Consider the following 26262-nt stretch of genomic DNA (forward strand, 5'->3'; position numbering starts at 1 on the left):
CTCCGCCTCTCCGGGGCTGGGGGGGCTTGGGGGGGGGGGTGTCTGGGGCGCTGCGCGGGGGGGTGTTTTGGGGCGCGGGTGCTCTGGTGTTGCGATGGGCGGGTTTGTTGTGTGCGCGGCGTCTCTGGAGTTGCGATGGGCGGGTTTGTTGTGCGGGGGGTCTCTGGAGTTGCGATGGGCGGGTTTGTCGTGCGCGCGGCGTCTCTGGAGTTGCGATGGGCGGGTTGTCGTGTGTGCGGCATCTGTGGAGTCGCGGCGGCCGGGGTTGTCGTGTGTGTGTGGCAACTCCGGAGTGGCAGTGGCGGGCCTTATGTTCCCAGCTCTGTCGGATTCGCGTTGGTGGGGCAGTGCTCGGCCGTCGGTTTGCCTACGGCTGCAACCTGTTCAGTGCCGCCCCGGAGGGCGGCGGGGCGGCTACTTGTGGAGGGCGGTCAGGGCCTTTTTGAGTTGGTCCTTGCAGGCCGTGCCTACCTCGTCCTTGTTGGTGGCGGTGGGGGTGTCTATGGAGAGCTTGACCTTGGCCGAGAGGTTGGAGTCCAGGACGGCGCAGGTGTAGTCGAGGGTGACGAAGCTCGAGTAGCTCTGCTCGTAGATGGCGTAGTAGGCGTCCTGGCCGAGGCCGGTGATGATGCCCGAGGAGCGGCCGCTGCCGGTAGTCTGGGTGTCGTAGTCCTTCCAGTTGTTGAAGTCGGGGGTGCCGTATTCGGACTGGAAGTCGGCCTCGAAGTCCAGGTCGGAGCCGTCGTCGCCGTACTTTCCGGCGCCGGTGTAGGAGGCCCGGCACTCCAGCGAGCCGCCGCCGAGGGTGCTGTCGGGCTGGCGTTCGGTGTGTTCGGGGGTGCCGTCGGGGGTCGGCGCCCACTTGCGCAGCACGGTGGTGTCGACGAGCGTGCAGGCGTCGGTGACATTGGTCATCGCGTAGTTGCCGTCCACCTTGCTGTCCGTCCCCGTCAGGCTGCCGCCGCCACCGCCGCTGTCCCGGCTCGCCAGCGCCACGACGCCGACCACCGCGGCGATGATCACCACGAGGCCGACGACGCCGCCGATGATCCACGGGGCCGCGCTGCCCTTCTTCGGCGGCGGATACGGTCGGCCCGGATACGGCTGCTGACCGTAGGGCTGGTTGCCGTAGGGCGGCGGAGGCGGATAGCCACCCTGCGCCTGCTGCTGATACTGCGGTGCGCTCTGCTGCGGATACTGCGGCTGGCTCTGCTGCCCGTACGGCTGGCTCGGCGGTTGGGCGTTGCCGAGATAGCTGTCGAATCCGGCGCCCAGCACGGTCGGATCGGTGCCGGTCACCGGGCCCTGCCGACCGCCGCCGAGCACGGTGGGCTCGGTGCCCGTGACCGGGGTCTCGGGGCTCGTATGCGCGGGCGGTGTCGACCACCACTGCACGGTTTCGTTGGGTTGCCCGCCTTGGTCCGGCTGCTCCCGGTCGTGCGGTGGGTTGGGTCCAGTCACTGCTCAATTCCTCCGGTCGTGGCGCGGAAGCCCCCTCGAAATGTCGCACAGATCGTAGCTATTCGGGCGCGTACGCCGCGAGGTCAGCGATGGGAACCCGGCGCCGCGTGGCATTTGCTGTGGTCAGGCGGGCTATCAGGGGCGGATGCGGCAAATTCGGGCCCGGTCGCTACACTGGCCCATGGATCCCGCGCGGCGTGCATCCTGTGAACTCCCCCAGGGCCGGAAGGCAGCAAGGGTCAACGGGCTCTGCCGGGTGCGCGGGGTCCCCTAATTTTTCGCCGCGGGGTGGTCACCGGCGAGATCCGAAACTCGCATGCCGCCCGGCTTGCCCGGCGGGTAACGTGGTCGGCTGGACCGGCGCCAGAAGCACCCGGTCCGCAAACCCTGTACCTCGCTGCTTGAAAGGCTGCTCAGGATGCCCCGGCAAACGCAGATCGGTTTGGTGAGCCACGCGGAACTCGTGTCCGAACACGAGACCCGGACCGCGGATTACGGCAAGTTGAAGACCGAGAAGCTCACGCTGGATATCACGCGCGGCAAGCCGTCCCCGGAACAGCTCGACCTGTCCACCGGGCTGCTCGCCCTCCCCGGCGCCGACGACTTCCGCGACGGTTCCGGCACCGACTGCCGCAATTACGGTGGGCTGCACGGACTTCCGGAACTGCGGGCCATCTTCGGCGAACTGCTCGGCATCCCCGTGGAGAACCTGCTGGCGGGCAACAACGCCAGCCTGGAGCTGATGCACGACGTCATCGTCTTCGCGATGCTGCACGGCACCGCCGACTCGCCGCGCCGCTGGGCCGACGAGCCGATCAAGTTCCTGTGCCCCGCACCCGGTTACGACCGGCACTTCGCCATCACCGAATCGCTCGGGATCGAGATGATCCCGGTCGCGATGAACCACGACGGCCCGGACGTGCACGCGATCGCCGAGCTGGTGGCCGCCGATCCGCAGATCAAGGGCATGTGGGCGGTGCCCAACTACTCCAACCCCACCGGCGTCACCTTCTCCGAAGAGGTTGTCCGCGAACTGGTTTCGATGCCCGCCGCGGCCCCCGATTTCCGGCTGTTCTGGGACAACGCCTACGCCGTGCACCCGCTGACCGATACCGCCGAGCCGGTGCTGGACGTGCTCGGGATGGCGGCGGCCGCCGGTAACCCCAACCGCCCCTTCGTTTTCGCCTCGACGTCGAAGATCACCTTCGCCGGTTCGGGGGTCAGTTTCCTCGGGGGATCAACGGCCAACCTGGATTGGTACCTGAAGCACCTGTCGAAGAAGAGCATCGGCCCGGACAAGGTGAACCAGCTGCGGCATCTGCGGTTCTTCGGAGATGCCGAGGGCGTGCGCGCGCACATGCAGAAGCACCGCGCCCTGCTGGAGCCGAAATTCCAACTGGTGCTGCGGATTCTGGAGGAGCGGCTGGGCGCCTCCAAGGTCGCCTCCTGGACCGAGCCCAAGGGCGGCTACTTCATCAGCCTGGACGTGCTGGAGGGCACCGCGGCCCGGGTGGTGTCGCTGGCCAAGGAGGCCGGAATCGCGCTCACCCCGGCGGGTTCGGCGTTCCCGTACCGAAAGGACCCGGAGGACAAGAACATTCGCATCGCCCCCAGCTTCCCGTCGCTGGCGGATCTGGAGGCCGCGATGAACGGGCTGGCGACGTGCGTGCTGTTGGCGGCCACGGAGAAGTATCTGGACAGGTAGGGCGCGCACGTCGCCGCCGTTGTATGACAACGGCGGCGACCGCGTGCTCGTCTACTCCGGCTTGTGCGCGAGCACCGCGAAGATCGTCACCGAGAGATGGATATCCCCGGTGCGGGCACCGGCCTCCAGATCGGCGAGCAACTGTTCGCGCTGCTGTTCGGTGATCGACCCGCGCGCCACCGCCATCGCGGAGACCCGCGCGACCAGCGCACCGGCGCCCACGCTGTGTTCCTGGACCAGCGCGTGCGAACCGACATCGTCGATCACCAGACCGGCCTGCGTGAGCAGCCCGGGCAGGCGGCGGCCCGCGAACGGGTCGGTGGTGCCGCTGATCAGGGTCTCGATCACCTGCCGCACCACGTGCCGGTCGCCCGGGTGCACGATCGCCGTGCCCCAATCGCTGTCCATCACCACGACCCGCCCGCCGGGGCGTAGTACGCGCGCGATCTCGCCGACCGCGCGCTGCGGTGCGGTCAGATGCTGGAAGACGCGCTCGCACAGGGCGACGTCGAAGCTGTCGTTGCTCAGCGGCAGGTTGTAGGCATCGCCGGGCAGGAATCGCGCGGCCGATCCGGCCTGGTGGGCGCGCCGTTCGGCGGCGGCGAGCAGATCGGGATCGGGTTCCACACCGACGGCCGTTCCGTCCGCACCGACCGCGTCGGCGAAGGTCAGAACCTCGGACCCGCTGCCGGATCCGATGTCGACCGCGCTCTCGCCGGGCCGGACCGCCAGGGCCTGGTGGGCCCAGTGCCGCAGCCGGCGGATTCCGGGCAGTGCGGCCCGCAGATCGCGGACGTCGATGAGCTGGTCCCGGCCGTCTCGGTCGAAACGGTCCGGACGCAGTCCGGAGGTGCTGTGTGAAGGCGCCATGTGTGTTGCCGTTCTGTCTGTCGGCACCGTTGCCACTGTGGGTGTAACCAGAGTGTCAGGCATGCGGACACTCTATGCGCGCTGGAAAGCTACGGGTCGGTACGCATGTGAGATAGGCCACGGATCGCCGTGTCGGACCCGGATGGGATGATCGGTCCATGGTGAGCCGAAAGCTGTGCCTCGCGCAGGACCCGGAGGCGGACAAGCTGCTGTCGACCGACAACTTCGCGCTGCTGACGGGGATGCTGCTGGACCAGCAGTTCCCGATGGAGCACGCGTTCCGCGGGCCGCAGAAGCTCGCCGACCGGATGGGCGGATTCGACATCCGCCGCATCGCCGAGGCCGACCCGGAGGAGTTCGAGGAGCTGGGCGCCACGCCGCCCGCCATCCACCGCTACGGGCGCTCGATGGCCCGCCGGGTCCAGGACCTCGCCCGCTATGTCGTCGAGAACTACGACGGCAAGGTCGAGAACCTGTGGACCGACGGCGACCCCGACGGCAAGGAGGTGCTGAAGCGCCTCAAGGCCCTGCCCGGCTTCGGCGACCAGAAGGCCCGGATCTTCCTGGCGCTGCTGGGGAAGCAGCGCGGCGTGCAGCTCGCGGGCTGGCGCGAGGCCGCCGGCGCCTACGGCGACGAGGGCTCACACCGCTCGGTCGCCGACGTCACCGACGCCGAATCCCTCGCCCAGGTCCGGGAATTCAAGAAGCAGGCGAAGGCGGCGGCCAAGAAGGGGTGAGGCTAGCTGCTGCTTGCTGCTGAGGCGAAAGGTGTTGCCACGGGCGTAGTTTCGCGTTGCAGGGGATGTTTCCACAGCCCCTTGCGGCGCAGGATCGGGAGGACGCCCTCGCCGAACCAGTACGCCTCCTCCACGTGCGGGTAGCCGGAGAGGATGAAGTGGTCGATGCCCAGGCGCGAGTACTCGATCAGCCGCTCGGCGACCTCTTCGTGCGAGCCGACCAGCGCCGTGCCCGCCCCGCCCCGGACCAGGCCCACGCCCGCCCACAGATTCGGCGCGATCTCCAGGCGCTCGGTGGAGCCGCCGTGCAGCTCGAGCATGCGCCGTTGCCCCTCGGACTCGCTGCGGGCCAGACTCTGCTGCACGCGTTCGATATCGGCCGGGTCCACGGCCTCCAGCAGCCGGTCCGCCTCGGCCCACGCCTGCTCGGAGGTGTCGCGGGAGATGACGTGGATGCGCAGGCCGTAGCTCAGCTTGCGGCCCTGGTCGACGGCCAGGCGGCGAATCCATTCCAGCTTCTTGCTCACCGCGAACAGCGGCTCGCCCCAGGTGAGATAGGTATCGGCATACTGCGCCGCCACCGGCCCCGCCGCCTGTGAGGAACCGCCGAAGAAGATCGGGGGGAGCGGGTCGGGCCGATTGTTCAGCAGCGCGTCCCGGACGTGAATGTGCTTGCCCTCGAAGGTGATCGGCTCGTAGGACCGCCACAGTTCGCGCACCACATGCAGAAATTCCCCGGTGCGCCGGTAGCGTTCGTCCTTGTCCAGGAAGTCGCCGAAGGCCTGCTGTTCGTGGGGTTCGCCGCCGGTCACCACGTTCAGCAGCAGCCGTCCGCGCGAGTGCCGCTGGAACGTGCCCGCCATCTGCGCGGCCAGCGTCGGGCTGATCAGGCCCGGCCGGAACGCCACCAGGAACTTCAGCGTCTCGGTGGTTTCCGCGAGCATGGCCGTGGTCAGCCAGGCGTCCTCGCACCACAGCCCGGTGGGGGTGAGCACGGCCTCGAATCCGTTTTCCTCTGCGGCACCGGAGATCTGGTTCAGATACCGCAGCGAGGCGGGCCGGTCTCCGGACATGGAGGTGCCGTGCCCGCCCGCGACCAGGTTGCGGGAATCGCCGTAGGTCGGCAGAAACCAGTGGAAGGACAGGGTCATTCGAAGTGCTCCCTTCAGGAGGGTGGGGCGAAGATGTCGTTGTAGCGGGTGTCGACGAAGTCGCGGATCCGCACCTTGTGCGGGATCAGCCCGGCCTCGGCGAAGGCGTCGGCCACCTGCTGTTCGCCGTCGATGGTGGCGTCGTCGAGCGGGTGATCGCGGTACTGGTTGCGGGTCACCGAGAGCAGGGTCACGTCGGGCGGCAGACCGGTCTGTTGAGCGAAGACCTGCGACCAGGGGTCGGGATGTTCGTTCACCCAGGTGTGGGCCCGCTGGATCCGGGCGATCAGGTCGCGCAGCGCCGCCGATTTCGACTTGCTGTCCAGCGCCTTGGAATTGGCGACGTAGAACGAGTCGCCGTTGATGTATCCCTCGCCGTCCACCAGGATTCGCGCGTTCGCCTGCTGCTGGGCCTGGGCGGTGTACGGGTCCCAGATCGCCCAGGCATCCACGCGTCCGGTGCTGAGCGCGGCGAGGGCGTCGGCGGGCTGGAGGTACTGCGGTTGAATATCGTTGAACGACAAGCCGTTCCGGGTCAGCACGGTCAGCAGGTGATGGTGTGCCGAGCTGCCCTTGGTCACCGCGATCTTCTTGCCGCGCAGGTCGCCGGGGCTGCGCAGCGGCGAATCCTTCGGCACCACCACCGCCTGCCCCGCGACGCCCGCGTAATAGCCGGTGACGATCTTGATCGAGGACTTCGCGGCGGCCGAGAACACCGGCGGCGAATTGCCCACGCCTCCGAAATCGACTGCGCCGGAATTGATTGCCTCGAGCATCGGCACGCCTGCGGTGTACTGCGACCATTCGATCTTGTACGGCACCGACCGCAGCTCGCCGGAGGACTCCAGCAGTGCCTGCAGCGCGGTGCCCTTCTGATCGCCGAGCCGCAGCGTGACCTGCGACAGGTCGACGGTGCCGTCCGGGCGCACCGCGGCGTCCTGGCCGTCGTCGGTGCCGCAGGCGGTCGCTACCAGTGCGGTCAGGGCGAGAGCGGCGAAGTGGCGGCGGCTGATCATGCGATTCCTTCGGGTTCTTCCTCGGCGGCACCGTCGTCGGCGACACCGAGTTCGGTCAGCAGGTCGCGCCGCAGCGCGGCGAACCCGGCTTGTTCGCGGCGGCGCGGCCGCGGCAGGTCGACGCGGATCTCCCGGGCGATGTGCCCGTCGGACAGCACCAGTGCGCGGTCGGCCAGCAGCAGCGCCTCATCGACGTCATGGGTCACCAGCAGCACACCGGGCCGGTGCCGCGCCCACAGCTGCAGGACGAGGCGGTGAATCGTGATGCGGGTCAGGGCGTCCAGTGCGCTGAACGGCTCGTCGAGCAGCAGCAGGTCCGGATCGCGCACGAGGGCCCGGGCGAGCGAGGCGCGCTGGGCCTCGCCGCCGGACAGGGTCAGGGGCCAGGCGTCGGCGCGCTCGTCGAGTCCGACCTCGGCGAGCGCCGCGCGGGCGGCGGCCTTCGGGTCTCGGTGGCGCAGGCCGAGGGTGATGTTGGCGTGCACACGCTTCCACGGGACGAGGCGGGGCTCCTGAAAGGCGACGGCGACATCGCCGGAGACGGTCAGCTCGCCGCTGTGGTCGCGATCCAGTCCGGCGAGGGCGCGCAGCAGTGTCGATTTGCCGCTGCCGCTGCGGCCGAGCAGGGCGACGAATTCGCCGCGGGTGATGTCGAGTTCGATGCCGTCGAGGACGGTGCGGTCGCCGAAAGCCTTGGTCAGCTTGCGAATTCGGGCCACGGTGCCGTCGGTTTGCGCATCCGCCGCCGGGCTGCCCGGGTTGCCGACATCGGGGCGCCGGTCCTCCTCGCGCAGGTCCGCCTCGGTGTCACCATCGGTCGTCAGTTCCCCAAGAATCCGCGTCGCCATGACAGCGCCTTTCTTTCGATCAGCCGCACGACGGCATCGGTGAGCAGGCCCAGCACGCTGTAGACGAGCAGGCCCACCACGATGACGTCGGTTTGCAGGAACTCGCGCGCGTTGTTGATCAGAAAGCCCAGGCCCGCATCGGCATTGACCTGTTCGGCGACGATCAGCGCGAGCCAGGCCACGCCGAGCGACTGCCGCAGCCCGACCAGGGTCTGCGGGAGCGCGCCGGGTAGCACGATATGGCCGATCGTCGCGAGCCTGGACAGCTGCTGCACCCGCGCGACCTCGGCGAGTTTGCCGTCCACACCGCGGATTCCGGCGAAGGTGTTGAGGTACAGCGGTATGGCGACGCCGAAGGCCACCAGCACGATCTTGGGTAGCTCGCCGATGCCGAACCACAGGATGAACAGCGGGATCAGGCCGTAGAACGGCAGCGTCCGCAGCATCTGCATCGGCGGATCGACGACGTACTCGCCGAGCAGGCTCAGTCCGGCGAGCACGGCCAGCCCGATGCCGATCGCCGCGCCGATGGCGAATCCGATCGCCGCCCGCTGCAGCGACACCGCGATCGCGTCGGGCAGCGTGCCGTCGCGGACGAGTTCGATCGCGGTGTCCACCACGGTGGTCGGCGCGGCCAGCAGCCGTTCCGGCAGCACGCCGGTGGCGCTGGCCAGCTGCCAGAGCGCGATGAGCAGCACCGGGCTGACCAGGCGCACCCAGCGCGCGTGGAGCAGTCGCGGTAGCCGGACGGGTGTCGACCGCAGGGCGAGTGAAGACAAGCGAAAACCTCGTGCAGTGGTGGGTGGACTGTGTCGGCGGTGCCGAGCGGTCGGCAGCCCAGGATCCGATGGTGCCCGCGCCGCGGCGTCGGGTCACCGGTTGAAATCTGCCTGGTTCTTACACCTGACAGCTCGCTGGGAGTTCCCCGAGACTTGCGGCCAGTCGCTGCCCGGCCCGTGCCGCAGCGGCAGTTCCGGCGAATCCGCCACCGACCGACGCACGCACTGCAGCGGATGCGCCGCAGCCTGACGATGAGGGACACGCTTGTGAAGATGAGGAAATTCGCGGTGATCGCCGCCCCGGTGACCACCGCCCTGGGGATAGCCGCCGGTACCGCCGGTGCGGCTCCGCCCGGTGCACCGGGGGTCGTCGACTACAAGGTGACGACCACCGATAAGTCCACCGTGATCTCGACCGATGCCGGATCACTGGATGTGGACAACGGTGTATTCAGGATCAAGGCGGCCGATGGGACGACCGTCGCGGGCACCGAATTATCGTTCCGTGTGGATGATTTCGTATTCCCGATCGCCGCGGAGATCCACGACCGCACGGCAACCCTGACCCCGCAGTTCGACCTCGGGCACGCCGTCTACAAGCCGGTCGCGCTGCCCTACGAGGACCTGGCGCCGTTCAAGACGCCCTACGACCGCGAACTCGCCGCGTGGAATCGCCTGACCAGCACCATCAGTGCGGGCGCGACCATCGGCACCCTGGTCGGCGGGATCACCGGCGGCGCCGTCGGCTGCGTGCTCGGCGGCATCGCGGGGGCGACCGTCGCCGCGGCCACGATCGTCGGCATGTTCGGCCCCTTCGTGCCCGCCGCGGTGGTCGGCTGCCTCGGCGGCATCGTCGCCATCGGCGCCCTGGGCACCCTGGCGGGCCAGCTCCTGGTCACCGCCCCCGTGGCGATCCTGGCCGCAGCCCAGTACTTCACCACCATCAACCAGCCGTTCAACCCGGCCCCGGCGAAGTAGGTGGCGAAGACCCGGCCGAGCGTGCCGGGGACAGGCTCACGGACCCATTCTCTGCCATGGGGGCGGTTTGGGCTGACGAGGCGGCCCATGGTCTAACCTCGTCAACTTACGTATGGGTACTTTGTGAGTTACCGTTGAGTTTGCCGTGCTGGGGGTGGCCTTGATCGATCCGGCGTTGGTCAAGGTGATGACCGAGGCCGCGGAGCGCATGGCTCGGGCGTTCGCCCGCGGATCGGAAGCGGCGGACAAAGGCATAGGCAAGTTTCCGGATACTCTCCGGCTGGGTATACGTCGACGGCTGGAGGGCGATCAGAATGGCGCTCACGCTGTGGGTTCCGCCTTCGAGGGTTCCACCGGCGAGCAAGTCCGGCCGCCCGGCGAGTTCGTGGCCAAATTCGACCGGAGCGATGGGCAGGTCGCTCCGCTGGCGCATGTGAGGCCGTCTTCCGAGTGTCTTGCGGATTACGAAACGCACCGGGCGCGCCACTGGTCGCGCCTCGCTGCGGACCGCGGCCTCACCGTGGACGAGTTCATCACGCAAGCCGACGAGCACGCCGCGGACCTCGTCCGCGATAGTTACGTCTGTACCCGGGTCACTGGTTCCACTCTTTTCGACGTGATCCGAAGCGGGGAAGTCAAGTCATTCTTCGACGCGGGGAAATCCAGTATCCGCGACGACCAGTTGGAGGACTACATTCCGTCGCAGAAGGCGCTCTTCGGGCACGGTGCCGACCTGGTTCCGGAAGGTCGGCCGATATACGGATATATCACACGCGATCCGCTCGGCCGCGATCTCAACGGCGGTCGTTTGGCTGGCTATGGTTCGGTCGCAGTGGTTTTCAAGCCACAGATTGCCGAGCGGACGACGATTACGCTCAATGACTCGTTGATCGTCGCAACCCACAATGACGAGATGAAGGCGGGCATGTCGATGGCCGAACCGCTTACGAACCCGACTTCAAACCTGTTCCGTCGTAACGAGGATCCGTTCGCGTATCAGACTCCCGAGAGTGTCGAGCCCTACATCGAGGCTCAGATCCATCGACTTATCTCCACACCGTCCGGTACGGAGTCGTCACCCTTGGGGGTGGATTCCATCGACCGTGTCACCTTCTTGTCGAACCGATCGGAGTACTCATCGGAACTCTTCGATGCCCTTGACTCACTCGGAATTCCGTATTCGTTCGAGCGGGACCCGGTACCGAACGAAACCATCGGCGTCGACGTGGATTTCGTCTGACCAGTTGCGTGCGGGTGGCATCGAACGGCCGTTGGGCGGGGCGCGATGGGATCGCGGCGATCGAAACCCTCGCGGGGGTGGGCGTGATGATGTTGTAGTGGTGGTGCGCCGGGTGCTGGTTGCCGTGCTCGGCGCGCACCCGAGGCGCATACTGCACAGGAGCGGAGCCGCGCCCGACGTTTCCGAGACCGAGCTGGTGAAGCATGGCTGAACTGCACGAGATTCCTGCCGACGGCGCCGGTCTGCGGCGCGCCTTCGCGGCATTCCCCAGTGGGGTGGTCGCGGTGTGTGCCGAAATCGCCGGTACGCCACACGGTTTGGCGGTGAGCACCTTCGTTCCCGTGTCGCTGGATCCCCCGCTGGTGTCGTTCTGTGTGCAGAACAGTTCCACCACGTGGCCTCGCCTGTCCGCGGCCAGCTACCTCGGCCTGAGCCTGCTGGGGACCGATCAGCACGGGGCCGCCCGCTCACTCAGCTCGCGAAACGGTGACCGCTTCCGCGATCTGGAGCTGTATCACGGGGCGGGGCATGCCGTATTCGTCGACGGCGCGTCGGCGTGGCTGGAGGGCGTGATCGAAACGCAGGTGCCCGCGGGCGATCATCACGTGGTCATCCTGCGGGTGCGGCGCCTGGCGACGCGCGCCGAGGTCGACCCACTGGTCTTCCACGGCAGCCGATTCCGCCGCCTGCATCCCGAGGAGGCCCGCAATGGGGTCGGCTGACGAGTCCACCTTCACCCTGCCCGAACTGCCGCGTTTCCTGCGGGCGCTGCCGCACCGATCGTCCGTGCCGGAGGGCGATTCGGTGCGGCAACGCTGGGCATGGGTGAACCCGCACTGGATAGGAGCAGTGCTCGGCACCGCGCCGCTGTAAGACCACGGCCATCGCCCCTCCCGCCGCGCTCGGTCGCTGGTTTCCCGGCGCGCTCAGTCGCTTGCTTTTCCCGGCGCGCTTTTGGCCGGGACCGCGTGATATCTCGAAAGCCTGTGAGGGGCGGGATATCTCGCGTCAGTAGGAGTGGGCCGGGCGGAAGCAGAGGCGGCGGCGTGGGGCGGGGAGCGGGTCGGTGTGCGCCACCAGCGCCGCCACGAGGCCCTGCGCGTGTAGTTCGTGCAGTTGCATGTCCTGGCTGAAGGCGTCGAGATGAATGAGCGTGTGCCGCACCAGGATCGGGCCGACCTCGGGCGGCTCGGTGCACGCGCGCCGGTAGGCCTCGACGGCCCGCGGGTCCTCGGTCAGCGCGGCCAGGGCGCCCAATCGCACCCGCTGGGTGAGGCCGTCCCACAGCCGGGCCTCGTCGGCGTTGCGGATCTGCCGCCAGCCGCCACGATAGTCCAGGTCGCGAATGATACTGTCGGCCGATTTGCCCAGCCGGGTCTCGCAGACCACCGCCCACAGGGCGAACAGCCAGCTCAGCGTCCGTAGCACGGCCGTCGCCTCGCGGCGGCCGAGTTCGGTCTCGGCCTCGGCCTGGGTGGCCAGATTCGCCCAGCGAAATATCAGATCCTCGGTCTCGACGAGCGATTCGCCCGACAGCTCGTCGGAGGCGGGCCGCACGATCTGCACCGCGCGCCCCGACACCGGGTCACGCAGCTCCACCATGTCCGCCTCGCCGGTCGGTACCCAGCGATGCGAATTCCGAGTGATCATCGGCGGTCCCCGCTCGGTACAACTGCACATCCATTCGGATTGAGCCACGAATGTCACAGTTGCGCAAGCAAAGCCGGGGCTACGGCGTCGCCGACGTCCGCTCCGGCGCCTCGAGCAACTTGCTGAACTGGCGGTTCGCGATCCGCATGACGATCTCGTAGGGCAGCGCGAACTTGCGCGCGAACCAGTAGGCGACGCGGATGTCGAAGGAGGTGTGCACGAGGTAGCGGTTGCGCTTGATGCCCGCGATGATCCGGTCGGCGACCTTCTCCGGCGTCACCGCGTGCCCCTCGAACAGGCCGGTGAATTTGCGCACCCGGGGGTCGTCGCGATCCACGCCGATGATCTGCACCGTGCCCACCAGCGGTGTGCGCACCGCACCCGGCACCACCAGGCTCACGCCGATGCGGTGCCGCTCCAGATCGAACCGCAGCACCTCCGAGATGCCCCGCAGCCCGAACTTGCTGGCGCTGTAGGCGGCATGCCACGGCAGCGCGAGCAGGCCCGCCGCCGAGGACACGTTGACCAGGTGTCCGCCGCGACCGGCGCGCACCATCGGCGGCAGGAAGTTCTCGATGATGTGGATGGGTCCCATCAGGTTCACATCGATGATCGAGCGCCAATGCCGGTGCTCGAGGTTTTCCACGGTGCCCCAGGTGGCGATGCCCGCGATGTTCATGACCACGTCGAGGCTGCCGTGTTCGGCGTGCACGCGGTCGGCCCACGCCGTGACGGCCTCGTAGTCGGACACGTCGAGCGCCTGCGCGGTCAGCACCCGGCCGCCCGCGGACTCGACCGATCGCACCGTCTCGTGCAGGCCCGCCTCGGCGATATCGGTCAGGACCAGGTGCGCTCCCTCGCGCGCCGCGGCCAGTGCGGTCGCTCGGCCGATGCCGCTGGCCGCGCCGGTGATCAGGCATTTCCGGCCGGTCAGGTCTTTCATGTGCGGATCTCCTAGCGGATCTGAGAACAACGGTGTTCACAATAGAGTATTGCGAACAACTGTGTACACAGGGCATCGGTCAATGGTGGATTTCCCGCCTCCGCCGGGGAAAACCGTTTGCCAACAGTTGGATTCACGCTGATCGGGAGTGCAGACACCGGGTCGAGACTCCTTTACCTTCGTGACTACCCATCCAGAGCGGTTGAGAGACCTGGCTCGAACGGGGGACTGGCGCAGCGCTACCGCCAGGACCGATGGAGGATCGCGATTCCATGAGCACACTGGCCGCCGACTCGGCCGACATCCGCGCGGTGTCGGCGGACGATGAGGATACGCTGCCCGTCGCGCGGACCCGGCACCCGTGGCGCTGGCTGGCCGCGGCGATCGCGCTGGTGCTGGTGGCCCAGTTCGCGCACGGCCTGATCACCAATCCCGGCTGGGACTGGCCGACGTTCGCGCGCTACTTCACCGCCCGTTCGGTGCTCGAGGCGTTGAAGGTCACCGTCGAGCTGACCTTCTGGGGCACCCTCGCCGGATTCCTGCTCGGCATCTGGCTGGCGGTGGCGCGGTTGTCGAAAATCCCTGTGCTGCAGGTGATCGCGTGGGTCTACGTGTGGGCGTTCCGCTCCATCCCGCTCATCGTGCAGCTGCTGTTCTGGTTCAATATCGCCTACCTGTATCAGCGGTTGTCGATCGGAATCCCTTTCGGCCCCGCATTTCTCACCTTCGACGTCAACGGCGTGATCAGCGGATTCACCGCGGCGGTGATCGGGCTGGCGCTGCATCAGGCGGCCTATTCGGCGGAAATCATTCGCGCCGGGATCATCTCGGTGGATCCGGGTCAGCTGGAGGCGGCGAAATCGCTGGGACTCCCGTGGCGCCGTCAGTTCTTCACCATCATCGCGCCGCAGGCGATGCGCGGCATCCTGCCCAATGCGGCCAACGAGGTGATCAGCCTGTTCAAGGGCACCTCGATCGTATCGGTGATGGCCATCGCCGAGCTGTTCTATCAGGTGCAGGTGATCTTCGGCCGCAACGGCCGGGTGGTGCCGCTGCTGATGGTGGCCACGGTCTGGTACATCGTGCTCACCACGGTGCTGACCGTCGTCCAGTACTACATCGAACGGCACTTCGCCAAGGGCAGCCAGCGGGAGCTGCCGCCGACGCCGTGGCAGCGCGTGCGCGGCAAGATCGCCGAGATCACGGGGGAGCGCCGATGAGTGCGGCCGAAGCGGAATACGCCGTCGAATTACGCGGAGTCCGAAAGCATTTCGGTGCCGACGAGGTGCTGCGCGGTATCGATCTGGCCGTGCGGCCGGGCGAGGTCACGGTGATCCTCGGCCCGTCCGGCTCGGGCAAGTCGACGCTGCTGCGCACCATCAACCACCTGGAGAAGGTCGACGCCGGATCCGTGCGGGTGAGCGGCGAGCTGGTCGGCTACCGCCGCAAGGGCGCCAAGCTGCACGAGCTGAGCGAGCGCGAGATCCTGCGGCAGCGGTCGCGCATCGGATTCGTGTTCCAGAACTTCAATCTCTTCCCGCACCTGACCGTGCTCCAAAACGTCTCGCTGGCACCGGTTTCCGCGCAGGGACGGCCGCGCGCCGAGGTGGAGGCCGAGGCGGCGGAACTGCTGGAGCGGGTCGGTCTCGCGGACAAGTCCGGCGAGTATCCGCGCCGCCTGTCCGGCGGACAGCAGCAGCGCGTGGCGATCGCACGGGCGCTGGCCCTGCGTCCCGCGGTGGTGCTGTTCGACGAACCCACCTCCGCATTGGATCCCGAGCTGGTCGGCGAGGTGCTGGAGGTGATCCGGGACCTGGCCCGCGACGGCGCGACCCTGGTCATCGTCACGCACGAGATCGGTTTCGCCCGCGAGATCGCCGACACCGTGGTGCTGATGGACTCCGGGCAGATCGTCGAGCAGGGTCCGCCCGGCCGGGTTTTCGACAGTCCGGATCATCCACGCACCAAGGCGTTTCTCGCACATGTGCTCTGAGCGAATGCGCGACTACCCACGGCCACAGCGGGTTACCGAGGAGATCGCATGAAATTCCTGCTCCTGACCCTGATCACGCATCAACCGGACCCCGTGACCGGCGCGACCGAATCCCCGGCGCAGCGGTTGCGGCGCGTGGTCGACAGCGCCCGGCTCGCCGAGGAGCTCGGCTACGACGGGTTCGCCGTCGGTGAGCGGCACGAGGATCCGTTCATCTCCTCCGCGCCGCCGGTGGTGCTCAGCCACATCGCGGCGGTGACCTCGCGGATCGCCCTGTTCACCGGCGTCACGACGCTGAGCCTGCTCGATCCGGTGCGCGCGTTCGAGGACTATTCGACGCTGGACAATCTGTCGGGCGGGCGGCTGGAACTGATCATCGGCAAGGGCAACGGCGCGGCGCAGGCCGAGCTGTTCCACGTCACCGCCGAGGACCAGTGGGACCGCAATCGCGAAGGCTACGAACTGTTCCGGTTGCTGTGGGACAGCGACAGCGTCACCTGGAGCGGGCGCTTCCGCCCCGCCCTGACCGCGGCCAAGGCGCTGCCGCGGCCGCTGCAACCGCGGCTGCGCATTTGGCACGGCAGCGCCACCAGCCGCGAGTCGGTGGATCTGGCGGCGCGATACGGGGATCCGCTGTTCTCGGCCAACGTCACCTACTCCATCGAGCCGTATGCCGAACTGGTGGAACATTATCGGGAACGCTGGGCCGCCTACGGCCACGACCCCGCCGAGGCGCTGGTCGGCGCCGGGACCGCGGGCTTCTACGTGACGCGCGACTCACAGGACGCGCTGCGGGCGTACCGGCCGATCTTCGAGGCACGCCGGGCGGTGGCCCGAAACCACGGCGTCCCCGTCGTTTTCGACACCGTCGAGGATCTCGCCGAGCGCAGCTCCGCCCTGATCGGGAGCCCGCAGCAGGTGCTCGACAAGGTCCACCGCTACCACGACCGATTCGGCCACGAGGTCATCCACCTGTCCGCCGACGGCGACGGCCTCACCGACAAACAGCACCGCGAGAGCCTCGAGCTGTTCCAGGAGGAGGTGGCGCCGATTCTGCGCCAGGGTATTCCGAGCCGAGCCCTCGGTGCGCTGCGCGATGGTGCCGCCGTGTCCGGCCCTGCCTCGGCGGCGGGTGGCGGCACGGGGCAGCACGCTGACGCTGCCGCTGTGCCGCCGGATGAGATCGTCGCGCCGCACTCCGACACCGCCGGGGCGGTGGAGCGGTGACCAAGTATGTGAGCCTCCGTGTGTTACAGGCGGTCGGGGTGCTGTGGGCGGCGTTCACCGTGTCGTTCGCGGTGCTCTATCTACTGCCTGGCGACCCGGTCGAACTGGCCGCCGGTGCGACACCGGGCACGCCGGTCGATCCCGCGGCCATTGCCGAGATGCGGGCCCGCTACGGGCTGGACCAGCCTGTGTGGCAACAGTATTGGACCGCATTGACGCATGCCGTGCAGGGCGATCTCGGGCGGTCGTTGAGCACGGGGCAGGCGGTGACCGGTGCGCTGGCCGACGCGCTGCCCTCCACCCTGGCCCTGGCTTCGTTCGCCCTGGCCTTGGCGGTCGTGTTCGGGACCGCGCTGGCATCGGCCGCGACCTATACCGAACGCCGCTGGCTGCGTGGGCTGTTGACGGCACTGCCGCCGATCGGCGCCTCGGCACCGACCTTCTGGGTGGGACTGCTGTTGCTGCAGCTGTTGTCGTTTCGGCTGCGGGTCGTTCCGGCCTTCGGCGGCACCGGGCTGCAGGGCACCGTGCTGCCCGCGGTGACGCTGGCGATTCCGGTGGGCGCGGTGATCGCGCAGGTGCTCTACAGCAGCCTCGCCCAGACCTGGCGCCAGCCGTTCGTCGACGTGGCCTTCGCCAAGGGCGCCTCGCGCTGGTGGGTGCAGCTGCGGCACGTGCTGCGCCCGGCCGTGGCACCGGCGCTGACGGTCGCGGGCGTCTGGGTGGGCACGGTGCTCGCCGGATCGGTCATCGTCGAAACGGTGTTCTCGCGCGCCGGGGTGGGCCGCCTGACCCAGACCGCCGTGCTGAACCAGGACATCCCGGTGGTGCAGGGCATCGTCCTGCTCACCGCCGTCGCCTTCGTGCTGGTGAATCTGGCCGTCGACCTGGTGTACCCGATGCTGGACCCCCGTGTGGCGCAAGCGGTTCGAGTGAAGGAGCCGGTGCATGCGTGACGGATCAGTGGTGGGGTCGGCGGAGCGGCTCGGTCCTCTGCGCGTTTCGGTACCGCGATTGGCTGCGGCGCTGAAACCACTGCGTGCCAGGCCGTTTGCGGTGCTGTCGGCGCTGGTGCTGTTGTCCGTGCTGGGCTGGGCGGTCGTTCCGGGGCTGTTCACCGGGCGTGATCCGCTGGTCGGGGTACCGGCCGAGAAGCTCCGTGGGCCGAGCGCGAACCACTGGTTCGGCACCGACAATCTGGGCCGCGATATCTACACCCGAGTCGTCCATGCGGCCGAGTTGTCCTTGACGGCAACGGTATTCGCGGTTCTCATCGGATTGGTCGCCGGTTCGCTGATCGGACTGGTGTCGGGCGCGATCGGCGGCGCCGTCGACTCGGCGACGATGCGGGTCGTCGACGTGCTGCTGTCGATTCCGGAACTGCTGATCTCGCTGGCCCTGGTGACCGTGCTCGGCTTCGGCACCCGCAATGTCGCGATCGCGGTCGGTGTGGCGCTGGTGGCCCGCTTCGCGCGGGTGATGCGCACCGAGGTGCTGCGCGTGCGGCGCGCCCAGTATGTGGAGGCCGCCCTCGCCGCGGGCGTGCGGTGGCCGGTTGTGCTGGTGCGGCACGTGCTGCGCAATGCCTACGCGCCCGTGGCCGCGCTGGCCGCCGTCGAATTCGGCGTGGCGGTGCTGGCCGTGTCCTCGCTGAGTTTTCTCGGCTACGGCGCCGCCCCGCCCACGCCGGAATGGGGTTCGCTGATCTCCGAGGGCCGCAACTACCTCGCCACGTCGTGGTGGATGACGACACTGCCCGGGCTGGTCATCGTCGCGGTCGTGCTCGCCGCGCAGCACCTCGGCCGCATTATCGCACGGGACGGTGCGCGATGAGCGTGGAACGACTCCCCGAACCGCTGCTGCGCATCGATGATCTGCAGGTGGCCTACCGTGGCACCACGGCGCCGACCACAGCCGTCGCGGGGGCGTCGCTGACGGTTTTGCCGGGCGAGACCGTGGCGCTGGTCGGCGAATCCGGTTCCGGCAAATCTACTCTCGCCCACGCGGTGATCGGACTGCTGAACGGCGGGATCATCACCGGCGGGCGCATCCACTTCGGCGGTGAGCGCATCGATGACGCACCGCGGCGCCGGTTACGCCAATTGCGCGGCGCGCGAATCGGTCTGGTGCCGCAGGACCCGGGCACCTCGCTGAATCCGGTGCTGCGCGTCGGCGATCAGGTGGCCGAGGCGCTGCGCATCCACGGCCGCGCCACCCGGAAAACCGCACGGGCGCAGGCCGTGCGGATCCTCGCGGAGGCGGGACTGGACCGGCCGGAGTTGCGCGCACGCCAATACCCTCAGGATCTGTCGGGCGGGCAGCGTCAGCGGGTACTGATCGGCACCGCGCTGGCCTGCGACCCCGATCTCGTCATCGCCGACGAACCGACCAGCGCCCTGGACGTCACCGTGCAGCGGCACATCCTCGACCACCTGGCCGACCGCACCGCCCGCTCGGGCACCGCGGTCCTGCTGATCACCCACGACCTCGCGGTGGCGGCGGATCGTGCCGATCGAATCGCGGTGATGCGGCGCGGCGAGATCGTCGAAATCGGCTCCACGGCAGAGGTTCTCGAGCACCCGCGGCACGAGTACACCCGGCGGCTCCTGGCGGCCGCGCCCAGCCTGGATACGGAGATCCGCCCGGAACGCCCGGCCGCGGCGACCCCGCTGCTGGCCGCCTCCGGTCTGCGCAAGACCTTCCGGATCGGGCCCGGCGCGCGGCTCACGGCGGTCGGCGGAGTATCCCTGCACGTCGACCGCGGCGAAACCCTGGCGGTGGTCGGCGAATCGGGCTCCGGAAAGACCACCACGGCCCGGATCCTGGCGCGGCTCGAGGCCCCCGACGCGGGCGCGGTGACATTCGACGGCCAGGACCTCGGTGCCCTGCGGCGCTCGCGGCTGCGCGAGCTGCGGCGGCGGATTCAGGTGGTCTACCAGAACCCCTATGCCGCTTTGAATCCCAAACTGACCGTCGCCGAGATCATCGCGGAACCCTTGCGCGCCTTCGGTGTCGGCGATCGCGGCGAGCGGGTCGCCGAGCTGCTCGAGCAGGTCGCCCTGCCCGCCGACTACCGCGACCGGCGCCCGGACTCGCTGTCCGGTGGGCAGCGGCAGCGGGTCGCGATCGCCCGCGCCCTGGCCCTGCGCCCCGACCTGGTGGTACTCGACGAACCGGTGTCGGCGCTCGACGTCTCGGTGCAGGCGCAGATCCTCGAACTGCTGGAACAGCTGCAGCGCGACCTCGAGCTGAGCTACCTGTTCATCACCCACGACCTGGCCGTGGTGCGGCGCATCGCCGACCGGGTGGCGGTCATGCGTGCGGGCGAGATCGTCGAAACCGCCACTACCGCAGCACTGTTCGCCGCACCACGGCACGAGTACACCCGCGAGCTGCTGGCTGCCATTCCGGGCGCCGACACCCGGCCCATCCCGATCGAAAGGACGGCCTGAATGACCCTGCCGAATCCGCTTCTCCTCGGCCTCGAACTGTCCGGCACCGGTGCCCACCCCGCGTCGTGGCGGCGTGCCGACTCCCGCGCGGAGGACCTGTTCACCGCCGGATACTGGCTCGATGCCCTTACCGCAGCGGACACCGCGGGCGTCGATTTCGCCTTTCTGCCCGATTCCTTCGCGCTGCAGCCGGAAGGTGCGATCGGACGGCTCGAGGCCGTGGGTATCGCCGCGCGCGCCGCGTCCGCGACGCACCGGATCGGTGTGATCCCGCAGGCCCCCGTGACGCACACCGAGCCGTTCCACATCTCCAAAGCCGTTGCCAGCCTGGACTTCGCGACCTACGGCCGCGCCGGGTGGGAGGTCACGGTCTCCCACGGGCAGTCGAAGCTGTTCGGGCGCAAGGGCGAACAGGACGAGACGTCGCTGTGGCACGAGGCGGACGAGGCCATCGAGGTCGTGACCCGGCTGTGGGACAGCTGGGAGGATGATGCCGAGATCCGCGATCGGGCGACGGGCCGGTTCATCGACCGGGATCGGCTGCACTACATCGACTTCGCGGGCGACAACTTCTCGGTGAAGGGCCCGTCGATCACGCCGCGCCCGCCGCAGGGACAGCCGCTGGTCGCCGTTCGCGCCGCGGATCCACGCAGCACCCGGGTGGCGGTGCACCGCGCCGACCTGATCAGGATCTCGGCCGCCGACCTCACGGGGGCCGCGCACCTGCGCAGCGAACTGCGGTCGGCTGCCGCGGCGGCGGGACGCGATCCGAATCTCGTTCGGGTGCTGGTCGATATCGATGTGCACGTGGCGACCACCGCGGAGCGCGCCGCGTCGGACGTCGCCCAGCTCGAGGCCTGGTCACCGACGCAGGCACCGAACGCGCTGCGCCACATCGGAACTGCGCGGACCCTGCGCGAGCTGTTGGCGGAGGTCCGCCGCGAATGCGCGGGCGACGGTGTCGTGCTGCGCCCGCTGGCGCTGGCCGCCTTCACCGACCACCTGCCCCGCCTCACCCCGACCCTGCGCGACCGGCTCGGCCTGCCGCGTCCCGCCAACCGCTACGCGACCACCGCCTGAGGACGAGATGTCGAACAACAAGGTACGCAAGCAGATTCACCTCGCCGCCCACTTCCCCGGCGTCAACAACACCACCGTCTGGAGCGATCCGGACTCGCACAGCCAGATCGACTTCGACTCGTTCGTGCATCTGGCCCGCACGGCCGAGCGCGGCCTGTTCGACTTCTTCTTCCTCGCCGAGGGGCTGCGGCTGCGCGAGCACCGCGGCCGCATCTTCGACCTGGACGTGGTCGGTCGGCCGGACACCTTCACCGTGCTGGAGGCGCTGGCCGGGGTGACAACCCATCTCGGACTGGCCGGGACGATCAACACCACGTTCAACGAACCCTTCGAGCTGGCAAAGCAATTCGCGACGCTGGACCACCTCTCCGGCGGTCGCGCCGCGTGGAATGCCGTCACCTCCTCCGACGCGTTCACCGGTGAGAACTTCCGCCGCGGCGGCTATCTCGAGCATGCCGAGCGATATATCCGTGCCGCCGAGGTCGTCGACGCCACCCGGGCGCTGTGGGACAGCTGGCCCGAGCGGGCGCTGCTGGTGGACCGCGAGCGCGGAATCTTCGCGCACCCGGCGCCCACCGTGCGCATCGACAGCGACCAGTTCGACATCGAGGGACCGTTCGTGCTGCCCCGCAGCCCGCAGGGTTACCCCGTGCAGTTGCAGGCGGGCGATTCCGACGAGGGCCGCGAATTCGGCGCGGCCAAGGCCGACGCGATCTTCAGCCGGCACGGCGAACTCGAGGACGGGCAGCAGTTCTACGCCGATGTGAAGGGGCGCCTCGCCAAGTACGGCCGCGCCCGCGACGATCTGAAGATCCTGCCCGCGGCGGCCTTCGTGCTCGGCGACAGCCGCGACGACGCCGAGGAGCGGGCCCGGCACATCCGGCTGCAGCAGGTCGGGCCGCAGACGGCGATCGCCTTCCTCGAACAGGTCTGGGGCCGTGACCTTTCCGGCTACGACCCGGACGGGCCGCTGCCGGATGTGGAACCCGCCGACAACGTCGACATCACCCGGGGCCGGGTGCGGCACGCCAAGGATCCGCGCGCCGTCGCCGAGGCGTGGCGCGCCAAGGCGGAGGCGGAGGGCCTCAGCATCCGCGAGCTCATCATCGAGGTCACCGCGCGGCAGCAGTTCGTCGGTTCGCCGCGCGAGGTGGCCGCCGAGATCGACCGCTATGTGCAGAACGATGCCGCCGACGGCTTCATCCTCGTGCCGCACCTGACCCCCGGCGGGCTGGACGAATTCGTCGAGAAGGTGGTCCCGGAACTCCAGGAGCGCGGCAGTTTCCGGACCGAATACACCGGCACGACCCTGCGGGAGCACCTGGGTCTGCGCCATCCCCACGAGAGCAGCGAAGGAGTACGGGCATCATGAGCGCGGTCACCACGGCGGGTGGAAACAGGTCGGACTCCGTCGCGGAGTTCGAAAACCAGTGGAACGCTTGGCATGCCGAGCGCGAGGCATGGGCGCGCGAGCCACTGGGCTGGCTGAGCCTGACCGGCCTGCATTGGCTCGGCGAGCAGGAGGAGACCATCGCGGGCCTGCCGGGGAGGTGGCGGGTCGACGGCGAGAACGTCGTTGTCACAGCCGAATCCGCGGACGGGCTCGTCCTGAACGGCGAACCGGTCGTCGGGCGGGCCGAGCTCACGCCGGGCGAGGGCGCGCCGGGGCTGACGGTTCGAGTCGGGGAGCGCAGCATCGAAGTGATCCGGCGCACCGGGCAATTCGCCCTGCGCATTCACGATCCGGCCGCGCCGACGCTCGCGGACTTCAGGGAAATTCCTGTGTATCAACCCGATTCGCGCTGGGTCGTGACCGGGATCTTCGAGCCGTACGACGCGGCCCGCACGGTGACCACCGGCGCGGTGGTGGCGGGGCTGGAGCACCATCACCCGGCGGCGGGCACGGTCATCTTCCGGCTCGGTGGGTCCGAGCATCGTCTCATCGCCTTCGGGGATGCGGAAACCGGTCTGCGCCTGCTGTTCACGGACGGGACCAGCGGCGTCACCACCTATGCGGGCGCGCGGACGCTGCAGCTGGGCGTCCCGGCCGCCGACGGCGGTGTCGTGCTCGACTTCAACCGCGCGCAGAACCTGCCGTGCGCCTTCACCGACTATGCGACCTGCCCGGTCGCGCCCGCGGAGAACCGGCTCACCGTGGCGATCGAGGCGGGGGAGAAGAACCCGCGGCCGGAGGGGGCGAGATGAGCATTCCCCTGTCGGTTCTGGACCTGTCCCCGATCAGTGCGGGCTCGACCGCGCAGCAGGCCCTGCGCAACAGCATCGATCTCGCCCGGCACGCCGAAGCCTGGGGATACCGGCGCTACTGGCTGGCCGAACACCATTTCGTGCAGGTGGCGAGCTCCGCGACCACGACGCTGATCGCGCTGGTCGCCGCCGCCACCAAGACGATCCGGGTGGGCTCGGCCGCCGTACAGCTCGGCCACCACACGTCGGCGTCGGTGGTGGAATCGTTCGGCACCATCGACGCGCTGCATCCCGGCCGCCTCGATCTGGGGCTCGGCCGGTCGGCGCATCGGGCCGCGCAGCTGCGCTCGGCGGGGGTGCCGCCGGTACCCGCGCCGGAGCGTCCGACCGAGGTGCGCGACGGTGTGGTGCTCCCGCCGCCGTTCACGCCGGGGCAGCAGCTCGACACCTCGCGGCTGGCAGCGTCTTTCGAGGCGCTGTTGCTGCCGGGTGCGGAATCGATCGACTACACCGAGCAGGTGGAGGAGATTCGCGCGCTGCTCGAGGGCCGTTATCGGACCGCGGAAGGCATTGCGCTGCACGCGGTGCCGGGTGAGGGGGCCGAGCTGGACCTGTGGCTGTTCGGCTCCAGCGGTGGGGAGAGCGCGCAGCTGGCGGGACGGCTGGGCCTGCCGTTCGCCGCCAACTATCATGTTTCGCCGGGAAGCATCCTGGAAACTGTTGCCGCGTACCGGGATTCGTTCCGTCCCTCGGAGCGTTACCCGACGCCGTACCTGGTGGTGTCGGCGGATGTGGTGGTCGCCGAGGACGAGGCCACCGCCAAGCATCTGGCGTCCACGTACGGTCACTGGGTGTACAGCATCCGCAGCGGCGCGGGCGCGGCGCGATACCAGGACCCGGACACCGCGTCCCCGCTCACCGAACAGCAGCAGCGCCTCGTACGCGACCGCGTCACAACCCAATTCGTCGGCACCCCGGCCAGCGTCGCCCAACGCCTCACGGCCCTGCAGCAATTGACCGGTGCCGACGAGCTGGTCGTCACCTCGGTGACCCATCGCCACGACGATCGCCTCGAGTCCCACCGCCTGCTGGCACGGGAATGGGGGTTGTCGCACGTACGCGCCGCCTGACGTGCGTCGTCGCGGTCCGGGCGGCGGGCGCGGCGGCCTGCCCGGATAGCCTGCGGTGATGACCACACCCCCGCCCGCACCGTCGCGCGTCGACGAGGTGCTCGACTGGCTCACCCGGCCGCCTCGGCCGTGGCTCACCGCCGCGATCGCCGTGGTGACCGCCGCGGTCGGGATCGCCCAGCTGGTCGATTCGTCGCTGTACGACCGGCTGTGCCGCGATCCCGCGGAGATCCGCCTCGGCGCGTGGTGGCGGCTGGGGACGGCCATGTTCGTCCAGGACGGTCGGGCCGCCGGGCTGGTGTTCAACCTGGTGATCCTGGCCGTCTTCGGGATCATCGCGGAACGTGTGCTGGGTCGCTGGCGCTGGCTGGTCCTGTACTTCGGCTGTGGACTGTTCGGCCAGGCCGTCAGCTTCTGGTGGCTGGACTCGACCGGCGCGGGCAACTCGATGTGCGTCGCCGGACTCGTCGGCGGTCTGACCACCGTGGCCCTACTCGCCCCGGACCGCTTCGGCCCCCGCCGCCCCGCCCGTCCGGTGCTGTACGTGGTCCCGGCGCTGGCCGTGGTCGGCACGCTGCTGCACGACAACCACGGCCCGCCCCTGCTGCTCGGTATGGGCCTCGGCTACCTCACCCTGGTCCGGGATTGATGCGGCGTCGGCACGGGCATCGCTATCGTGAAGCCGACCTAGGCCGAGTCGGCTCGCGAATCGGGAAGCACGGTGTCGGACCATGGCAGCAGACCTGACCGTGACGCGGGATCTGGTGATACCCGCGGCGGAGTTGCGCGAGCGGTTCTCGCGGTCGTCGGGTCCGGGAGGGCAGCACGTCAACACCACCGACAGCCGGGTAGAGCTGTCGTTCGACCTCGCCAACTCGCCCTCGGTGCCGCAGTGGCTGCGCACCCGGATGCTCGACCACCTGGCCACCCGCCTGGTCGGCGGCGTGCTCACGATCGCCGCGTCGGAGCACCGCGCACAGTTGCAGAATCGCGCGGTCGCCCGCGAACGCCTGGCCTCGTTACTCCGTGACGCCGCTGCCGCACCGCCACCTGTTCGCCGCGCCACCAAGCCCTCGCGCGGAGCCGAGGAACGTCGCCTCTCCGCGAAGAAGCGGCGCGGCGTCACCAAACGCAACCGCCGCGTCTCCCCGGACGACTAGCCGGGCGGGGAGACGGCGAGGGTCACTCGTCCTCGGTGGCGGCGACCATTTCCAGGACGCGGGGGCGGTTGGCGGGGTCGAGGAGGAGGGCTGCGGACCACAGGTAGCCGGACATGCCCAGTGGGGGTTTCGTTATAGCCGTTGTGGGCGTGAACAATTCGGAGATGCCGCGTTCGGGGAGGTAGCGGTAGGTGAGGGCGACCCATTCGTTGCCCCGGGCGTCGTAGATGACCGCGTTGCACATTTCCTCGGCGGTGGGGCGGTCGGGGAGGCGGCCCTCGAGCATGATCCGGCGCATCTCACCCGACGCGGTTTCCTCGGGGGTGAACTCCTCGCAATAGCCTTCGAAGAGAAGTCCGAAGCCCCACAGCGGAATTCCCGAATGCTTCATCTGCGCGGCGCGATAGTGCACCGGATCCATGGAGGAGGCCGCGGTTTCGTCGTTGTGCAGCGGCCCCCCGTCGACGGCGAGCTCGCCGGAGGTATCCGCGGCGAGCCCGAAGAACATCGGGGGCGAATCCCAGCCCTGATGCTGATCGAGCATCCAATGGGTGAGTTCGCGAATGGCCTTGTCGCTGGGGTAGTGGATGGGGGCCGGGCCGGTAGTCACGGTGGTGTTCCTTCCTCGGCATGAGGA

The 26262-nt window shown here is 69.0% G+C and carries 27 protein-coding genes and 1 other RNA gene; 19 read left to right on the forward strand and 9 right to left on the reverse strand.

The window, feature by feature from the left end; all coding sequences use genetic code 11:
- Positions 1-414: 414 nt before the first annotated feature.
- Positions 415-1461, reverse strand: coding sequence for a hypothetical protein (locus QH290_RS07800; RefSeq protein WP_280268570.1), 1047 nt, complete (start codon positions 1459-1461; stop codon positions 415-417).
- Positions 1462-1641: 180 nt separating this feature from the next.
- Between QH290_RS07800 and ffs the strand changes: the two genes are divergently transcribed.
- Both ffs and QH290_RS07810 read left to right on the forward strand, forming a co-directional pair.
- Positions 1642-1736: signal recognition particle sRNA small type (gene ffs, locus QH290_RS07805), an RNA gene on the forward strand.
- Between the two features lie 143 nt (positions 1737-1879).
- Entirely contained in the window at positions 1880-3166 is a 1287-nt protein-coding gene (locus tag QH290_RS07810; protein WP_280382389.1) for an aspartate aminotransferase type Ic, read from the forward strand.
- Between the two features lie 51 nt (positions 3167-3217).
- On the opposite strand, the gene QH290_RS07815 is transcribed toward QH290_RS07810, so the two are convergent.
- Positions 3218-4036, reverse strand: coding sequence for a methyltransferase domain-containing protein (locus QH290_RS07815; RefSeq protein WP_280268568.1), 819 nt, complete (start codon positions 4034-4036; stop codon positions 3218-3220).
- A 161-nt stretch (positions 4037-4197) separates the two neighbouring features.
- Here QH290_RS07815 and QH290_RS07820 point away from each other — a divergent pair, with 161 nt between their 5' ends.
- Positions 4198-4773: an HhH-GPD-type base excision DNA repair protein gene (locus QH290_RS07820; protein ID WP_280382433.1), complete on the forward strand. Its 576-nt coding sequence runs from the start codon at positions 4198-4200 to the stop codon at positions 4771-4773.
- A 2-nt stretch (positions 4774-4775) separates the two neighbouring features.
- On the opposite strand, the gene QH290_RS07825 is transcribed toward QH290_RS07820, so the two are convergent.
- Genes QH290_RS07825 through QH290_RS07840 form a run of 4 tightly spaced genes read right to left on the reverse strand, consistent with a single transcriptional unit; the run spans position 4776 to position 8567 of the window.
- Positions 4776-5924 (reverse strand): LLM class flavin-dependent oxidoreductase, encoded by a 1149-nt coding sequence (locus QH290_RS07825; protein WP_280382390.1) that lies wholly within the window; start codon positions 5922-5924, stop codon positions 4776-4778.
- Positions 5925-5938: 14 nt separating this feature from the next.
- Positions 5939-6940, reverse strand: a complete 1002-nt coding sequence (locus QH290_RS07830; RefSeq protein WP_280268566.1) for an ABC transporter substrate-binding protein — start codon at positions 6938-6940, stop codon at positions 5939-5941.
- Positions 6937-7788 (reverse strand): ABC transporter ATP-binding protein, encoded by an 852-nt coding sequence (locus QH290_RS07835; protein ID WP_280382391.1) that lies wholly within the window; start codon positions 7786-7788, stop codon positions 6937-6939. Before QH290_RS07835 ends, QH290_RS07830 begins: the two co-directional genes overlap by 4 nt.
- On the reverse strand, positions 7761-8567 hold the full coding sequence (locus QH290_RS07840; protein WP_280382392.1) for an ABC transporter permease: 807 nt from the start codon (positions 8565-8567) through the stop codon (positions 7761-7763). Before QH290_RS07840 ends, QH290_RS07835 begins: the two co-directional genes overlap by 28 nt.
- Before the next feature lie 267 nt (positions 8568-8834).
- Here QH290_RS07840 and QH290_RS07845 point away from each other — a divergent pair, with 267 nt between their 5' ends.
- The 4 genes from QH290_RS07845 to QH290_RS07860 all read left to right on the forward strand — a co-directional run bounded on the left by QH290_RS07845 (position 8835) and on the right by QH290_RS07860 (position 11658).
- On the forward strand, positions 8835-9545 hold the full coding sequence (locus QH290_RS07845) for a DUF8020 domain-containing protein (RefSeq protein WP_280382434.1): 711 nt from the start codon (positions 8835-8837) through the stop codon (positions 9543-9545).
- Between the two features lie 145 nt (positions 9546-9690).
- Positions 9691-10785: a hypothetical protein gene (locus QH290_RS07850; RefSeq protein ID WP_280382393.1), complete on the forward strand. Its 1095-nt coding sequence runs from the start codon at positions 9691-9693 to the stop codon at positions 10783-10785.
- Positions 10786-10988: 203 nt separating this feature from the next.
- The gene (locus tag QH290_RS07855; RefSeq protein WP_280268561.1) at positions 10989-11507 is read left to right on the forward strand and encodes a flavin reductase family protein; all 519 of its coding nucleotides are present in this window, start codon (positions 10989-10991) and stop codon (positions 11505-11507) included.
- Positions 11494-11658, forward strand: a complete 165-nt coding sequence (locus tag QH290_RS07860; RefSeq protein ID WP_280268560.1) for a hypothetical protein — start codon at positions 11494-11496, stop codon at positions 11656-11658. Before QH290_RS07855 ends, QH290_RS07860 begins: the two co-directional genes overlap by 14 nt.
- A 135-nt stretch (positions 11659-11793) precedes the next feature.
- On the opposite strand, the gene QH290_RS07865 is transcribed toward QH290_RS07860, so the two are convergent.
- Positions 11794-12435, reverse strand: coding sequence for a hypothetical protein (locus QH290_RS07865; protein WP_280382394.1), 642 nt, complete (start codon positions 12433-12435; stop codon positions 11794-11796).
- Positions 12436-12514: 79 nt separating this feature from the next.
- Positions 12515-13378 (reverse strand): SDR family oxidoreductase, encoded by an 864-nt coding sequence (locus QH290_RS07870; RefSeq protein ID WP_280268558.1) that lies wholly within the window; start codon positions 13376-13378, stop codon positions 12515-12517.
- 272 nt (positions 13379-13650) lie between these two features.
- Between QH290_RS07870 and QH290_RS07875 the strand changes: the two genes are divergently transcribed.
- From QH290_RS07875 to arfB, 12 genes are all read left to right on the forward strand, one after another.
- A complete protein-coding gene (locus tag QH290_RS07875; protein WP_280268557.1) occupies positions 13651-14598 on the forward strand; it encodes an amino acid ABC transporter permease in 948 nt (315 codons plus the stop codon).
- Positions 14595-15371 (forward strand): amino acid ABC transporter ATP-binding protein, encoded by a 777-nt coding sequence (locus QH290_RS07880; protein ID WP_280268556.1) that lies wholly within the window; start codon positions 14595-14597, stop codon positions 15369-15371. Before QH290_RS07875 ends, QH290_RS07880 begins: the two co-directional genes overlap by 4 nt.
- A gap of 48 nt (positions 15372-15419) precedes the next feature.
- Positions 15420-16598: an LLM class flavin-dependent oxidoreductase gene (locus QH290_RS07885; protein ID WP_280382396.1), complete on the forward strand. Its 1179-nt coding sequence runs from the start codon at positions 15420-15422 to the stop codon at positions 16596-16598.
- A complete protein-coding gene (locus QH290_RS07890) occupies positions 16595-17554 on the forward strand; it encodes an ABC transporter permease (RefSeq protein ID WP_280382398.1) in 960 nt (319 codons plus the stop codon). Before QH290_RS07885 ends, QH290_RS07890 begins: the two co-directional genes overlap by 4 nt.
- Entirely contained in the window at positions 17547-18431 is an 885-nt protein-coding gene (locus QH290_RS07895) for an ABC transporter permease (RefSeq protein ID WP_280382401.1), read from the forward strand. Before QH290_RS07890 ends, QH290_RS07895 begins: the two co-directional genes overlap by 8 nt.
- Positions 18428-20050 carry an ABC transporter ATP-binding protein gene (locus tag QH290_RS07900; RefSeq protein ID WP_280382402.1) on the forward strand — a complete coding sequence of 541 codons (1623 nt, stop codon included), beginning with the start codon at positions 18428-18430 and terminating at the stop codon, positions 20048-20050. Before QH290_RS07895 ends, QH290_RS07900 begins: the two co-directional genes overlap by 4 nt.
- Complete coding sequence (locus tag QH290_RS07905; RefSeq protein ID WP_280382403.1) at positions 20051-21130, forward strand: LLM class flavin-dependent oxidoreductase; 1080 nt, start codon at positions 20051-20053, stop codon at positions 21128-21130.
- Between the two features lie 7 nt (positions 21131-21137).
- Complete coding sequence (locus QH290_RS07910; protein WP_280382404.1) at positions 21138-22502, forward strand: NtaA/DmoA family FMN-dependent monooxygenase; 1365 nt, start codon at positions 21138-21140, stop codon at positions 22500-22502.
- Positions 22499-23335: a DUF1684 domain-containing protein gene (locus QH290_RS07915; protein WP_280382406.1), complete on the forward strand. Its 837-nt coding sequence runs from the start codon at positions 22499-22501 to the stop codon at positions 23333-23335. The genes QH290_RS07910 and QH290_RS07915 overlap by 4 nt, the downstream gene beginning before the upstream one ends.
- Positions 23332-24465 carry an LLM class flavin-dependent oxidoreductase gene (locus QH290_RS07920; protein ID WP_280382408.1) on the forward strand — a complete coding sequence of 378 codons (1134 nt, stop codon included), beginning with the start codon at positions 23332-23334 and terminating at the stop codon, positions 24463-24465. Before QH290_RS07915 ends, QH290_RS07920 begins: the two co-directional genes overlap by 4 nt.
- Before the next feature lie 58 nt (positions 24466-24523).
- Positions 24524-25114 (forward strand): rhomboid family intramembrane serine protease, encoded by a 591-nt coding sequence (locus tag QH290_RS07925; protein WP_280382409.1) that lies wholly within the window; start codon positions 24524-24526, stop codon positions 25112-25114.
- Positions 25115-25196: 82 nt separating this feature from the next.
- Positions 25197-25625 carry an alternative ribosome rescue aminoacyl-tRNA hydrolase ArfB gene (gene arfB / locus QH290_RS07930; protein WP_280382411.1) on the forward strand — a complete coding sequence of 143 codons (429 nt, stop codon included), beginning with the start codon at positions 25197-25199 and terminating at the stop codon, positions 25623-25625.
- Between the two features lie 22 nt (positions 25626-25647).
- Here the strand turns inward: arfB and QH290_RS07935 are convergent, their stop codons facing one another.
- Entirely contained in the window at positions 25648-26235 is a 588-nt protein-coding gene (locus tag QH290_RS07935) for a hypothetical protein (RefSeq protein WP_280268545.1), read from the reverse strand.
- Positions 26236-26262 lie beyond the last annotated feature (27 nt).

Origin of the sequence: Nocardia wallacei (genome assembly GCF_029869545.1) — a bacterium.
Taxonomy (GTDB): Bacteria; Actinomycetota; Actinomycetes; order Mycobacteriales; family Mycobacteriaceae; genus Nocardia; species Nocardia wallacei_A.